The following is a 13,460-nucleotide window of genomic DNA, read 5'->3' as shown; positions in this document are numbered from 1 at the left end:
ATGTCCCGGTTCCTCGACATGTTGCTCACCGCCGCGGCCTGCACGGACCGCGGCATGACCACGGGAGAGCCCAAGGCGCCCGTTCGTCGTACTTGGGCAGAGGTGCACGCCACGGCGCGCGAGATGGCCGCCGCGCTGCAGGCCGGCACCGCCGACCGGCCCGGGATCACCCGCGGCTCCGCCGTCGGGGTGCTCGCCGGGGAGCCGGCGGCCATCGCCCCGGCCGCCCAGGCGGTGTGGCTCTCCGGTGGCAGCGTGACGATGCTGCACCAGCCCACCCCGCGCACCGACCTGGCGGCCTGGGCCGAGGACACCGTGTCGGTGCTGAAGATGATCGACGCGCAGCTGGTGCTGCTCGGCCCGCCGTTCGACGCGCTGGCGCCGGTGCTGGAGGAGCACAGCATCGCCTACCGCACGATCGACTCGCTGTCCGGCGCCGGTTCGATCACCCCGGACGCGGCCGCAGCCGACGAGGACGACACCGCGCTGCTGCAGCTCACCTCCGGCTCGACCGCGGAGCCGAAGGCCGTGCGGATCACGCACGGCAACCTGTACTCGAACATCACCGCGATGGCCGAGGTGTCCCGCCTCGACGTCGAGCGGGACCGGATGGTGTCGTGGCTGCCGCTGTTCCACGACATGGGCATGGTCGGGTTCATGACCGTCCCGATGGTGAAGGCGCTGGAGCTGGTCACCGTCACCCCTGCGGACTTCCTGGGCCGACCGCTGCTGTGGGCCGAGCTGATCTCGAAGTACGGCGGCACGATCACCGCCGCGCCGAACTTCGCCTACGCGGTGCTGGCCCGGCAGCTGACCCGCGCCGAGGGCCCGCTCGACCTGTCGACCCTGCGCATCGCGCTCAACGGGGCCGAGCCGATCGACCCGGCGGCGGTGCAGGCGTTCGTCGAGGCCGGGGCCCGGTTCGGGCTGCGCCCCGAGGCTGTGCTGGCCGCGTACGGGATGGCGGAGACGGCGCTGGGTGTGTCGTTCGCGCCGGTCGAGACCGGGCTGGCGGTCGACGAGATCGACGCCGAGCAGCTGGAGGCGCACCGGCGCGCGGTCCCCGGGACGGGTCGCGCCTTCCCGAAGCTGGGGCCGCCGCTGCCGGGCATCGAGGTGCGGGTGGTCGGCGACGACGGGCGGGTGCTCGGCGAGCGGGAGGTCGGGGTTCTGCAGCTGCGCGGCTCGTCGGTCACCCCGGGCTACCTCACCGTCGACGGACCCGTGGCCACCCAGGACGCCGAGGGCTGGTTCGACACCGGCGACGAGGGCTACCTCGTCGACGGGCAGGTCGTGGTGTGCGGCCGGCGCAAGGACGTGATCATCATGGGTGGGCGCAACATCTACCCCACCGACATCGAGCGCGCCGCGGGCCAGGCCGCCGACGTGCGCGCCGGCAACGCGGTCGCCGTGCGGCTCTCGGCGGGCGAGGACCGGCACCGCGAGTCGTTCGCCGTGGTCGTCGAGTCCCGCAGGGCCGGTGACGCCGAGGCCGAGGCCGCGATCCGCAAGGACGTCACGAGCCGGGTGGTGTCGGCGGTCGGGGTGCGGCCCGCCGAGGTCGTGGTGCTCGGGCCGGGCAGCCTGCCGAAGACGCCGTCCGGCAAGCTGCGCCGCGCGGCCACCCGCGAGCTGATCGCGAACCGGAGCTGAGCCGGGCGGTCCCGGCTGCGGCCGGTGGCCGGGGACGGACGTCAGTAGCGGCGGTCGTCCCAGCCCTGGTCGTAGCCGGACCGGACCGGCGGACGCCGCGTCGCCGCCGCGGCCGCACCGGTCACGAGGCTGCCGATGGCGATCCCGATGACCAGGTGGATCACGGCGAGCGCGACCGAGGTCAGGATCTGCCGGCTGGACAGGAACGGCACGACCACCGCGATCGCGGTGAGCAGGCCGACGATCCAGCCGAAGTAGGCCAGCGGACGCGGCGTGCCCAGCAGCAGGTGCACCAGCCCGGTGGCGACGAGCGCGGCCACCGCGGCGGTCGAGCAGATGAAGATCGCGCCCGAGTCGTTGAACTCGGCGGCGTTGGCGGCACCGGGCACGGTCTGCAGCAGCACCCGCACGATCAGCAGGCCGACCAGCCCGATCAGTGCGGCGACGACCGCGGTCGCCACGCCGCCCGACCAGAGTCTGGCCACGTTGATCTGCGGTGTGGAAGCCGGGCGGCCCGCCGGGGGCCATCCGCCGTCACCGATGCGCTTGGTCTGGTCGTCGTAGCCGGCCACCGGCCCATTCTCCGGGCAATCCCCCGGAACGGCCTAGCGACGCGGCGGTACACGTTCTGGGGAGTTGCTACCCGGTGAGCGCGTGGAAGCGGTTCTGGGCGGCCTCCAGGCCCTCGGCGAGCAGCGCCTCGGTGGCGTCGGCCGCCAGGTCGACGGCGAGGTCCAGCTCCTTGGCCTCCACCGCGGAGAAGCGCTTCAGCACGAAGTCGGCCGGGTCCTGCCGGCCGGGCGGGCGGCCGATGCCGAACCGCACGCGCAGGTAGTCCTTGGAGCCCACGGACGCGCTGATGGAGCGCAGCCCGTTGTGCCCGCCTTCGCCGCCGCCGCGCTTGAGCCGCACGACCCCGAAGCCGAGATCGAGATCGTCGTGCACGACGACGAGGTCATCGACCGGCACCGAGTAGTACTTCAGCAGCCCGACGACGGGTCCGCCGGACAGGTTCATGTACGAGCGCGGCTTGGCGAGCACCACGCGGCGCTCGCCGAGCCGCCCCTCGAGCACGTCGGCGTTGGCCTTGCGGTGGCGGCTGAACCGGCCGCCACCAGCCCGGGAGGCGAGGAGCTCGACCACCCGGAAGCCGATGTTGTGGCGGGTGTCCGCGTAGGCCGGGCCGGGGTTGCCGAGCCCGACCACGAGCGCCGGGCCCGACGGGGAACTCACCGCTCAGCGCCTCACTCGGAGGAGCCGGACTCGGCCTCGCCCGCTTCCTCGCCCGCGCCCTCGTCCCCGACGTCCGCGGTCGTCGCGCCGACCACGTTGACGACCAGCTGCTCGGGGTCGGTCTTGAGGGTGGTGCCCTCGGGCAGGGTCAGCTGGCCCGCGGTGATCTGGGTGCCCGCGGGCACGTCCTCGACGGAGACCTCGATCTGCTCGGGGATCGCCGAGACGTCGGCCTCCAGGTCGAGCAGGTTCAGCTCCTGCGTGACGAGCGCGCCGGGCGCGGGGTCGCCGGTGACGACGACCGGGACCTGGACCTCGACCTTCTCGCCGCGCTGGATGACGAGCAGGTCGACGTGCTCGATGTACGGGCGCACCGGGTGCACCGTGACGGTCTTGGTGAGCGCGAGCTGCGACTTGCCCTCGATGTCGAGGGTGACGACCGCGTTGCGGCCGTGCTCGCGCACGATGCGGGCGAACTCGATCGAGGGCAGCGAGAGGTGCTGCGGGTCGGTGCCGTGGCCGTACAGGACGGCGGGGATCTTGCCCGCACGGCGGGTGCGGCGGGCGGCGCCCTTGCCGAACTCCGTGCGGGTCTCGGCGACGATGCGTGCCTCGGACACGGGGGATCTCCTCGGTCTCTCTCCGGTGGATGCCTGCACACGCGACGAGGACCGTGGAGCTGGCCTCACGTCGATCACGGCGGGCTCGGAGGTGCCGCCCGCCCTCGCCGCGGAACTGCTGTCCAGTCTACGGGACCGATCCGCGACCGATCGCAGGGGAGTCAACTCGCCCGGCGCCGCTGCGGGTCGCGCCGCCGGCCCACCGCCTCCATCGCCAGCGCGAGCAGCAGCACCGCGGGGAACCCGGCGAGCAGCGCGACGGCGCCGAGCCGGGGGACCAGCACGGCGAGGGCCGGTCCGGCGGCGAACAGCGTCAGCAGGGCGTTGTGGCCGTGGTCGTAGGGGGCGGAGCGCATGCCTCGACCCTGCTCGACCGGTGCGGTGGGCCCCAGCGGGGAACTACGGAGATGCACTACGGAGAAGCGGTGCGGGGATCGACGAGCACGCGGCTGAGCACCCCCGCCACCAGCCGCTCGACCTCCGCGGCCGGCGGCGGTTCGCCGTCCCGCCCGGCGAACGCGAGGTGCACGGTGCCGATCAGCGTCGCCGCGAGCACGTCGACGTCGGCAGCGGGATCGATGCGCCCGTGCTCGCGCTCGGCGGCGAGATGGCCGGCGAGCATCGCCGCGCCCTCCGTCAGCAGCGGGACCCCGGTCGGAGTGACCGCGCGCAGCCGGGCCCGCAGCCCGTCCCGGGCGATGATCAACCCGACGACGGAGAGCGCGACCGGACCGAAGAACTCGGTGAGCGCGGCGGCGACCGCGGGCACCACCGGGTCGCGGCCCGCGGCGGCGCGCAGCCGGGCGGACTGCTCGCCGAGCCGGTCGACGTGCTCGCGCACGAGCGCGACGAGCAGGTCGTCGAGGTCGGTGAAGTGTCGGTGCAGCACCCCCTTGGCGCAGCCGGCCTCGGCGGTGATCGCCCGGGTGGTGAGCGCGCCCGGGCCGCGCCGCAGCACCCGCTCGGCGGCGGCGAGCAGCTGCGCCCGCGCGTCGCGCAGGCTCACCCCGGTCGGCACGGCCCCACGATAACGGCGGGCCGAGTGGGCGCTTGCCCACTACAGTGGGCGAATGCCCACTCCGGCCCATGCGCACCGCGCCGTCGCCGAGTCCTTCGGGATCGACCCCGAGCGCTACGACCGCACCCGCCCCGCCTACCCGCACGAGCTCGTCGAGCGGATCGCCGCCGCGAGCCCCGGCCCGGACGTGCTGGACGTCGGCTGCGGCACCGGCATCGCCGCCCGCCAGTTCGTCGCCGCCGGGTGCCGGGTGCTCGGCGTCGATCCCGACGAGCGGATGCTCGCGGTCGCTCGGCGGCACGGCATCTCCGCCGAGGTGGCGAGGTTCGAGGACTGGGACCCGGCGGGCCGCACGTTCGACGTCGTCGTCGCGGGCCAGACCTGGCACTGGGTGGATCCCGCCCGCGGAGCCGCCGCGGCCGCGCGGGTGCTGCGCCCGGGCGGGCGGATCGCGGTGTTCTGGAACGTCGGCCGGCCGCCGGACGAGCTGGCCGACGCCGTCGCCGCGATCTACGCGCGGCTCGCCCCCGAGCTGCCCGCCCTGCCCCCCGGCGCGACCGCACTCGCCCAGTACGAGGCCGGGCTCGGTCCCGTCGAGGACGGGATGCGGGCGGCCGGGTTCGGCGAACCCGAGCGCTGGCGGGCGCACCACGAGGTCCGCTACACCCGCGCCACCTGGCTCGATCTCGTGCCCACGCACGGCGGCCACAACCTGCTCCCGCCCGACCGGCTGGCCGTGCTCCTCGACGAGCTCGGCGCGGCCGTCGACGCCGTGGGCGGGGAGTTCGCGATGCGCTACGACGCGGTGGCCGTCACCGCGGTGCTACCGGCCTGATCAGGCGTTTCCGTCGAACAGGCTGGTCACCGAGCCGTCGTCGAAGACCTCGTGGATGGCGCGGGCCAGCAGCGGCGCGATCGAGAGCACCGTCATCTTGGGGAAGCGCTTCTCCTGCGGGATCGGCAGGGTGTCGGTGAAGATCACCTCGCGCGCGCCGCAGTTGGCCAGCCGCTCGGGCGCCGGGCCGGAGAGCACGCCGTGCGTCGCCGCCACGATCACGTCGGCGGCGCCCTCGGCGAGCAGTGCCTCAACGGTCTTCACCACCGTGCCGCCGGTGTCGATCATGTCGTCGATCACGACGCAGGTGCGGCCCTGGATCTCGCCGACGACCCGGTTGGCCACCGCCTCGTTCGGCTTACGCGGATCACGCGTCTTGTGGATGAACGCCAGCGGGGTGCCGCCGAGCGTGTCGGCCCAGCGCTCCGCCAGCCGCACGCGCCCCGAGTCCGGGGACACGACGGCGAGATCGGCGTCGGCGTAGGTGCGCTTGACGTAGTCGGCGAGCACCGGCAGCGCGAACAGGTGGTCCACCGGGCCGTCGAAGAAGCCCTGGATCTGCGCCGTGTGCAGATCGACGGTCATGATCCGGTCGGCACCCGCGACCTTGAACATGTCGGCGATGAGCCGCGCCGAGATCGGCTCGCGGCCGCGGTGCTTCTTGTCCTGGCGGGCGTAGCCCCAGAACGGCATGACGACCGTGATCCGCTTCGCCGAGGCCCGCTTCAGCGCGTCGACCATGATCAGGTGCTCCATGATCTGGTCATTGATCGGCGCCGAGTGCGACTGCACGACGAACGCGTCGCAGCCGCGGACCGACTCCTCGAACCGCACGAAGATCTCGCCGTTGGCGAAGGAGTAGACCGACTGCGGGGTCACGGTGACGTCGAGGTGCTTGGCCACCTGCTCGACCAGCTCCGGGTGCGCACGACCCCCGAAGAGCATGAGGTTCTTCTTGGCGGTCGCCGACATCGAGCTCACGCTGATCAGTTCTCCTCGTCCACCGACGACGCTGCGCGCGCCGCGTCAGCGGCCGGGGTTCCCGGCCGTTTTCGTTCCACCCAACCCAGGATGTTGCGTTGTTGCCCCGCCGACACTGCCAGAGCGCCGGGGGGCACGTCCTCCCGGACGACCGTGCCCGCCCCGGTGTACGCGCCGTCGCCGATCGTGACCGGGGCGACGAACGTGTTGTCCGATCCGGTGCGCACGTGCGAGCCGATCCGGCTGCGGTGCTTGTTGACGCCGTCGTAGTTCACGAACACCGACGACGCGCCGATGTTGGAGTACTCGCCGATCGTGGCGTCCCCGACGTAGGTCAGGTGCGGCACCTTGCTGCCGGTGCCGATCTCGGCGTTCTTCGCCTCGACGAACGCGCCGAGCTTGCCGCGTTCGCCGAGCTTGGTTCCGGGGCGCAGGTAGGTGAAGGGGCCGACGGTCGCACGCGGCCCGATCTCCGCGCCGGTGCCGTGGGTGCGGACCACCGTCGCGCCCTCGCCGACGGTGCAGTCGGTGAGCGTGGTGTCCGGGCCGATCTCGGCGCCGTCGGCGATCGTGGTGGCCCCGTGCAGCTGGGTGCCGGGGTGCAGCACCACGTCCTGCCCCAGCTCCACCTGGACGTCCACCCACGTCGTCGCGGGATCGACGACGGTGACCCCGGCCCGCATCCAGCCCACGAGCAGCCGGCGGTTGAGCTCGGCGCGCAGCTCCGCGAGCTGGACGCGGTCGTTGATGCCGCGGACCTCCCAGTCGTCGGCGCAGCGCACCCCACGGGCCGGGCGGCCGTCCGCGGCGGTGATCCCGACCAGGTCGGTGAGGTAGAGCTCGCCCTGCGCGTTCGCGGTGTCCAGCCGCTCCAGCCCGGAGCGCAGGAACGCGGCGTCGAAGGCGTAGACCCCGGCGTTGACCTCGGTGATCGCCAGCTGCTCCGGCGTGGCGTCGGCCTGCTCGACGATCGCGGCGACCGAGCCGTCGGCAGCGCGCACGATCCGGCCGTACCCGGTGGGGTCGGCCAGTTCGGTGGTGAGCACCGAGACCGGCGCGTCGTCGCCGACGAGCGTGCGCAGCGTGGCGGCGCCGAGCAGCGGCGTGTCGCCGTAGGTCACCACGACCGGGCCGGCGAGACCGGCGGGCAGCGCCTCGAGCCCGCAGCCGACCGCGTGCCCGGTGCCCAGCCGCTTCTCCTGCACCGCGACAGTGACGGGACGGCCCAGCTCGGCCACGAGCGCGTCGATCTCCGCGCGGACCTGGTCGGCACCGTGGCCGACGACCACAACCAGGTGCTCGGGGCGCAGCCCGGCCACCGTGTGGACGATGTGCCCGAGCAGGCTGCGGCCGGCGATCCGGTGCAGCACCTTCGGCGTGGCCGAACGCATGCGCGTGCCCTCACCGGCGGCGAGGACGATGACGGCGGCCGGCCGGTCGGACTCCCCGGTGGTGGGGTCGGCTCCGGTCGGGTCGGGCATGGGGCCGCTCCCTCGTCGCGCTGCGATGGACTGCGGCGATCCTACGTCGTGCCGACGACCGGGCCCGGGGGCGCATCCCCGACCGATGGTCACTCGTTGTATCGACGCTGCGACGGTCCGTGTCATGTCAACCGCCGTCCGGGCGCTCGACGAGCGGTACGCCCGGACGGGTGGGAGCCGTGCGCTCGACGCCGATGAGCGGCACATTCGACCGTTCGCCGTCGATCGATGCCCTGTCGGCTCATACCACGTAACCCCGGGCATGGTCATCCCGTCTTACGGGTAGTACGGACCACATGGGTCGTACGCCACAGACGAGTCCGCGACGGAGGGGACCCCATGCCCACACGCACCGCACGCACGGCCTGGAACGGAACGCTGCAGGAGGGCGCCGGCCAGGTCGAGCTGACGAGTAGCGGGGTCGGCACCTTCGACGTGAGCTTCCCGAAGCGGGCCGCCGACGACGCAGGCGGCACCACCAGCCCGGAGGAGCTCATCGCCGCGGCGCACTCGTCCTGCTACGCCATGCAGCTCTCGGCGCTCATCGGCGAGGCGGGCGGCACCCCGCAGTCCCTCGACGTCACAGCCGACGTCACCCTCGGCCCCGACCCCGCGGGCGGCTTCGCGATCACCGGCATCGCCCTGACCGTGCGCGGTGAGGTCGACGGGCTGGACGAGGCCGCGTTCCTGCGCGCCGCCGAGGCCGCGAAGGCGGCGTGCCCGGTGAGCAAGGCCCTCACCGGCACCACGATCACGTTGGACGCCGGTCTCGAACGGTGACCGGCCGGAGGGGAGAGCAAGGAAGGAAGTCATGAACTGCACCGGGAACGGGCGTCCGCCCGCACCGCCGCAGCCGCGACCGCACGGTCGCTGAACTCGGCGAGCAGACACGTCCGACGGGGCGGGTTCCGCACAGCGGGCCCGCCCCGTGGGCTGTTCGGGCCCGGTCGTCGATCGGCGGGGGGAATGCGCTCCGCCGCCAGGATTCGAACCTGGACCATCAGAACCAAAATCTGAGGTGCTGCCATTACACCACGGCGGACCGGACCCTCATCCTGGCACGCGTGCAGGACGGGCCTGCGCGCGCATGTCCACCGTGGCCCCCGATGATCGAAAGGATCTTGCTTCTCCGGGGTGCCCGAGCTGGTCGGGATCGCCTGATCTCGGCCCGACCGAGAGGCGGCCCATCCACCCTCGGAAGAGATCGAGGTCCGCATCGCCGACCGCGGCCGGGGTGCGACCCGACCCGCTCACGTCGGGCCCGAACCCGGTGATCTCCGGGCGCCGTCCCACCCCGCAGCACGTGCTCGTCTACGTCTTCGTGGTGGCACCGATGGTCGCGCTGGTCGCGGTCGTCCCGCTGGGGTGGGGCTGGGGGTCGGCCGGCACGACCTGGTGCTGCTGGTGGCGTTCTCCGTGCCGACGGTCCTGGCATCACGGTCGGTTTCCACCGCCACTCCACGCACACGTCGTTCAAGGCGAAGAAGTGGCTGCGGATCGCGATGGCGATCTCGGGCTCGTGCGCGATCCAGGGGAACGTGCTCGACCGGGTGGCCGACCACCGCCGCCACCACGCCTCTGCCGACCGGGAGGGCGATCCGCACTCGCCGTGGCTGCACGGTCCGTCGGCGCTGGCGGTCGCGAAGGGCTTCCTGCACGCCCACCTGGGCTGGTTCTTCGACCGCGCCGAGACCAACCACAAGCGGTTCATCCCCGACCTGCTCGCCGACTCCGCGATCGTGGAGGTGGCACGCACCTTCGGCCGTGGGTGACGCTCAGCCTGCTGCTGCCCGCGCTCGTCGGCGGGCTGATCACGAGGTCGTGGCAGGGCGCGGTCACCGGGTTCCTCTCGGGCGGGTTGGTGCGGTTGGTCCTGTCCGACCACATCACGTGGTCGATCAACTCGGTCCCCCGCATGTGGGGGCGGCGCCCGTTCCGCACCCGTGACCGGTCGGTGGACTTCTGGCTGTTGGCGATCCTGTCCATGGGGGAGTCGTGGCACGACCTGCACCACGCCGACCCGACGTGCGCCCGGCACGGCGTGCCGCGCGGGCAGATCGACATCTCCGCCCGGTTGATCTGGCTGTTCGAGGAGCTCGGATGGGACTGGGACGTCCGCCGGCCGACTCCGACCCGATGGGCGCGTTTGCGCGCTTCGGACTGACCTCGATCGGCTTCTGCGTGGAAGAATGACGCTGTGTACGCAGCGCATCGGCCACACAGGTGCTGAGCCTCGTCCCTGAGCGGGTGGATCGGATCCTCCTGCTCGGCGCTCACTGTGACGACATCGCCATCGGAGCTGGCGGTGCATTGCTGGAGCTGTGCCGTGCCCACCCCGGGGTGGCGGTGTCGGCGATGGTCCTGACCGGCGGCGGTTCGCTCCGCGAGGAGGAGGAGCGCTCCGCGCTCGCCGCGTTCTGCCCCGGCGCCCGGCTGGAGCTGACCGTGCTCGATCTGCCGGACGGGCGGCTGCCGGTCCGCTGGGAGCGGGCCAAGCTCGTGCTGGAGGAGCTGCGCGCGCACGTCGACCCCGACGTGATCTTCGCACCGGCGCCCGGCGACACCCATCCCGACCACCAGGTGCTCGCTGAGCTCGTGCCCACGGTCTTCCGCGATCACCTCACCCTCGGCTACGAGATGTTGACCTGGGGCGGTGACATCGCTCGCGTCAACGTCTTCCTGCCGCTCGCCGAGCCGGTGCTGCGCGAGAAGATCACCAAGCTGCACGAGCACTACGGATCGCAGCGCGACCGCAACTGGTTCGACGCGGAAGCCTTCGGCGGGATCGCCCGGGCCCGCGGCGTGCAGTGCCGGGCCCGCTACGCCGAGGCGTTCCACGTCTCGAAGCTGCTGCTGTCGGTCGCCCCGCTCTCCGGCGTCGACCCGGCGGACTAGGGGGAGACTAGGGCACGATCGACCGCATGTGCCGCAACATCCGCACCCTGCACAACTTCGATCCGCCGGCCACCGACGAGGAGATCCGCGGCGCCGCACTGCAGTACGTGCGCAAGATCAGCGGCTCGACGAAGCCGTCCCAGGCCAACGAGGCGGCGTTCGCCCGCGCTGTCGCGGCCGTCGAGGCGGCCACCCGCGAGTTGCTCGACTCGCTCGTCACCACGGCCCCGCCGAAGAACCGCGAGGTGGAGGCGGCGAAGGCCCGTGAACGGGCCGCGTTGCGCTACGGCCGCTGACCTGCGTCAGACCTGCCGGGTCACGCGCAGGACCTGGTCGTCGTCGCCGTTGTCGGTGGTGACGTAGAGGGCGCCGTCCGGACCCTGCCGGGCCGCGCGCAGCCGGCCGAACTCGCCGTCGAGCGCCTGCGGCGAGACGACCGACGCGACCGAGCCGTCCGGCGCCAGCCGCATGACCAGCAGCTGCTGCGCCTTCAGTGCGCAGACGACCAGTGCCCCGTCGAGATCACCCCACTGCGGGCCGGACAGGAACGTCAGCCCGGAGATCGCCAGCGTCGGCCGCCCCGACGACCAGACCGCAGCCTGCGCGTCGGGGAACCGCTCGGTGTCGGTCATCGGCACCGACTCGTCGTAGCCGCCGCGGGTGCCGCCGCGCGACGGGTCCCAGCCGTGGTTGGCGCCCGCCACCACCCGGTTCACCTCGTCGTCGACGGTCGGGCCGTGCTCGGCGGAGTAGGCCTGCCCCGTGACCGGGTGGACGGCGAGGCCCTGCACGTTGCGGTGGCCGTAGCTGAGGATCAGCCGGGTCCGCGGATCGGGCCGGTCCAGGAACGGGTTGCCGGGCGCGGGACCGCCCGTGGCCAGATCGATCCGCAGGATCTTGCCGCCCAACGACGTGAGGTCCTGGGGATGGCCGGCGCGTGCGGTGTCACCGGTGCCGACGAGCAGCGCGCCGTCGGTGGCGAGGGTGAGCCGGCAGCCGGAGTGCCGCCCCGACGGGTTCAGCGGCAGCCCGCCGACCAGTGGGTCCACCACACGGCGGGCGCTCGTGCCGTCACCGGACAGCTCCCAGGTGACCAGCCGGACGTCGTCGCCGTCCGGGCCGTTGTGGGTCTGGCAGGTGGTGAACCGGCGGCTCTGCACGAAGTCGGGGTGCACGACCAGGCCCATCAGGCCGCCCTCGCCGCGCACCTGCACGTCGGACAGATCCGCGGCCACCGGCGTGACCCGCGCGCCGGGACCGGTGCCGGACAGCAGCGACAGCCGGGCGCTGCGCTCAGTGACGAGCACCCGCCCGTCCGGGAGGAACCCGACGTCCCACGGGTGGTCGAAGCCCGTGGCGACGACCTCGACGGCCAGGTCGCCGGAGGTGGCGGCGACCGGCGCGGTCGGGGCCGCGGCCGGGCCCGCGCAGGCCGCGGCGACCAGCAGGGCGGGCAGGAGCGGCACGAACCAGCGGCGGGGCATGGCCGGAAGTATGTTCGGTTCCCCCGTCAGGTCGGCGTGATGCGCAGGACCTTGTCGTCGGTGCCGTTGCCGGTGGTCACGAACAGGTCGCCCGACGGGCCCGAGCGCACGCTGGTCAGCCTGCCGAACGCGGTGTCGAGCTGCGGCGGGGTGAGCACCTCGCCGACCGTCCCGTCGGCCCGCAGCTGCAGCACCAGCAGCTTCTGCCCGGTGCCGGTGCTGATCGCGATGCGGCCGTCGAGATCACCCCACTGCGGCCCGTCCACGAACGCCGCGCCGGTCACGCCCGGTGCCGGAGTGCCCGACGACCAGGTGGCCGGGATCGCCGTGGGGTAGCGGGTCAGGTCGGTCGGCGGCGTCGACTCGTCGTAGCCCGCGGTGCGCTGCCCGCCGCGGGACGGGTCCCAGCCGTAGTTCTGGCCCGACACGAGCTTGTTCAGCTCGTCCTCGCGGCCGGTGGCGGCGTCCACCGAGTACGCGGTGCCCGACACCGGGTCGATCGCGATCCCCGTGACGTTCGAGTGGCCGAAGGTGAGCACGAGCCGCAGCGCGGGGTTCGGCTCGGACCCGAACGGGTTGCCCAGCGGCGGGCCGCCGGTGCCCAGGTCGATCCGCAGGACCTTCCCGCCGAGCGAGGCGAGGTCCTGCGCGACGTCGGCGCGCTGGGAGTCACCGGTGCCGACCAGCAGCGCCCCGTCGGTCGCGATCACCGGGCGGCAGCCGGCGTTGCGGCCGGTCGAGCTGATCGGCAGGCCGCCGACCAGCGGGTCCACGATGCGCTGCGCGGAGCGGGCGTCGGCGGACAGTTCCCACGTGATCAGCCGGACGTCGGTCGGCCGGCCGCTCTCGGCGTGCGCCTGGCAGGTGGTGAACCGGCGGGTCGTGGAGAAGTCGCGGTGCACCGCGAGCCCCATCAGGCCGGCGTCGCCGCGCACCCAGACGTCGGAGAGATCGGCGGTGACCGGTGCGATCGCCGCGTCGGGTGCGGTGGAGGAGAGCACCCACAGCCGCCCTTCCCGCTCCGCGACGAGCACCTTCCCGTCCGGGAGGAAGCCGACGTCGGCGATCCGGTTGAGGCCTCTGGCGATCGTGTCGACGCGCAGCGCGGGCATGCCGGTGCGCGCGATCGGGGCAGGGGCGATCGCCTCCGCGGGGTGCTCCGTGCCGCTGCCGCAGGCGGCCCCCGACATGAGCACGGTGCAGGCGGCAGCCACCGCGGCCGCCCGCCGGGTCATGCTGCCGACCATGCCCGCCATCCTG

At 73.3% G+C, this 13,460-nt stretch carries 14 protein-coding genes, 1 tRNA gene and 1 pseudogene; 6 read left to right on the top strand and 10 right to left on the bottom strand.

Annotated features, from left to right (window positions below; all coding sequences use genetic code 11):
- Positions 1 to 1,653, top strand: coding sequence for a fatty acyl-AMP ligase (locus BUE41_RS08310; RefSeq protein WP_073456420.1), 1,653 nt, complete (start codon positions 1 to 3; stop codon positions 1,651 to 1,653).
- A 41-nt stretch (positions 1,654 to 1,694) separates the two neighbouring features.
- On the opposite strand, the gene BUE41_RS08305 is transcribed toward BUE41_RS08310, so the two are convergent.
- From BUE41_RS08305 to BUE41_RS08285, 5 genes are all read right to left on the bottom strand, one after another.
- On the bottom strand, positions 1,695 to 2,225 hold the full coding sequence (locus tag BUE41_RS08305; protein ID WP_084754592.1) for a DUF6069 family protein: 531 nt from the start codon (positions 2,223 to 2,225) through the stop codon (positions 1,695 to 1,697).
- 67 nt (positions 2,226 to 2,292) lie between these two features.
- Positions 2,293 to 2,886 (bottom strand): aminoacyl-tRNA hydrolase, encoded by a 594-nt coding sequence (gene pth, locus BUE41_RS08300; protein ID WP_073456419.1) that lies wholly within the window; start codon positions 2,884 to 2,886, stop codon positions 2,293 to 2,295.
- A gap of 11 nt (positions 2,887 to 2,897) precedes the next feature.
- Positions 2,898 to 3,506 (bottom strand): 50S ribosomal protein L25/general stress protein Ctc, encoded by a 609-nt coding sequence (locus BUE41_RS08295; protein WP_073456418.1) that lies wholly within the window; start codon positions 3,504 to 3,506, stop codon positions 2,898 to 2,900.
- 161 nt (positions 3,507 to 3,667) lie between these two features.
- Positions 3,668 to 3,862 (bottom strand): hypothetical protein, encoded by a 195-nt coding sequence (locus BUE41_RS08290; protein WP_073456417.1) that lies wholly within the window; start codon positions 3,860 to 3,862, stop codon positions 3,668 to 3,670.
- A gap of 56 nt (positions 3,863 to 3,918) precedes the next feature.
- Positions 3,919 to 4,524 carry a TetR/AcrR family transcriptional regulator gene (locus BUE41_RS08285; RefSeq protein WP_073456416.1) on the bottom strand — a complete coding sequence of 202 codons (606 nt, stop codon included), beginning with the start codon at positions 4,522 to 4,524 and terminating at the stop codon, positions 3,919 to 3,921.
- A 52-nt stretch (positions 4,525 to 4,576) separates the two neighbouring features.
- Between BUE41_RS08285 and BUE41_RS08280 the strand changes: the two genes are divergently transcribed.
- Positions 4,577 to 5,359: a class I SAM-dependent methyltransferase gene (locus BUE41_RS08280; RefSeq protein ID WP_073456415.1), complete on the top strand. Its 783-nt coding sequence runs from the start codon at positions 4,577 to 4,579 to the stop codon at positions 5,357 to 5,359.
- Here the strand turns inward: BUE41_RS08280 and BUE41_RS08275 are convergent, their stop codons facing one another.
- Positions 5,360 to 6,331 (bottom strand): ribose-phosphate diphosphokinase, encoded by a 972-nt coding sequence (locus BUE41_RS08275; RefSeq protein WP_234997070.1) that lies wholly within the window; start codon positions 6,329 to 6,331, stop codon positions 5,360 to 5,362.
- A gap of 14 nt (positions 6,332 to 6,345) precedes the next feature.
- A complete protein-coding gene (gene glmU / locus BUE41_RS08270) occupies positions 6,346 to 7,821 on the bottom strand; it encodes a bifunctional UDP-N-acetylglucosamine diphosphorylase/glucosamine-1-phosphate N-acetyltransferase GlmU (RefSeq protein ID WP_073456413.1) in 1,476 nt (491 codons plus the stop codon).
- Between the two features lie 339 nt (positions 7,822 to 8,160).
- Between glmU and BUE41_RS08265 the strand changes: the two genes are divergently transcribed.
- Positions 8,161 to 8,601, top strand: coding sequence for an OsmC family peroxiredoxin (locus BUE41_RS08265; protein ID WP_073456412.1), 441 nt, complete (start codon positions 8,161 to 8,163; stop codon positions 8,599 to 8,601).
- A 191-nt stretch (positions 8,602 to 8,792) separates the two neighbouring features.
- Here the strand turns inward: BUE41_RS08265 and BUE41_RS08260 are convergent.
- Positions 8,793 to 8,863 (bottom strand) — tRNA-Gln (locus BUE41_RS08260).
- Between the two features lie 291 nt (positions 8,864 to 9,154).
- On the opposite strand from BUE41_RS08260, the pseudogene BUE41_RS08255 reads away from it, so the two are divergent.
- From BUE41_RS08255 to BUE41_RS08245, 3 genes and pseudogenes are all read left to right on the top strand, one after another.
- Positions 9,155 to 9,985: pseudogene (locus BUE41_RS08255) on the top strand (acyl-CoA desaturase).
- 59 nt (positions 9,986 to 10,044) lie between these two features.
- Positions 10,045 to 10,716, top strand: a complete 672-nt coding sequence (locus BUE41_RS08250; RefSeq protein ID WP_073456411.1) for a PIG-L deacetylase family protein — start codon at positions 10,045 to 10,047, stop codon at positions 10,714 to 10,716.
- 26 nt (positions 10,717 to 10,742) lie between these two features.
- Entirely contained in the window at positions 10,743 to 11,012 is a 270-nt protein-coding gene (locus tag BUE41_RS08245; RefSeq protein ID WP_073456410.1) for a DUF2277 domain-containing protein, read from the top strand.
- A gap of 6 nt (positions 11,013 to 11,018) precedes the next feature.
- On the opposite strand, the gene BUE41_RS08240 is transcribed toward BUE41_RS08245, so the two are convergent.
- Together BUE41_RS08240 and BUE41_RS08235 are read right to left on the bottom strand one after the other, a co-directional pair.
- Positions 11,019 to 12,200 carry a PQQ-dependent sugar dehydrogenase gene (locus BUE41_RS08240; protein WP_073456409.1) on the bottom strand — a complete coding sequence of 394 codons (1,182 nt, stop codon included), beginning with the start codon at positions 12,198 to 12,200 and terminating at the stop codon, positions 11,019 to 11,021.
- Between the two features lie 26 nt (positions 12,201 to 12,226).
- Positions 12,227 to 13,447, bottom strand: coding sequence for a PQQ-dependent sugar dehydrogenase (locus BUE41_RS08235; RefSeq protein WP_084754591.1), 1,221 nt, complete (start codon positions 13,445 to 13,447; stop codon positions 12,227 to 12,229).
- Positions 13,448 to 13,460 lie beyond the last annotated feature (13 nt).

It is taken from the genome of Pseudonocardia thermophila (assembly GCF_900142365.1).
Lineage (GTDB): Bacteria > Actinomycetota > Actinomycetes > Mycobacteriales > Pseudonocardiaceae > Pseudonocardia > Pseudonocardia thermophila.
The sequence above is the reverse complement of the archived record's forward strand: the minus strand, read 5'-3'. Positions and strand labels throughout refer to the sequence as shown.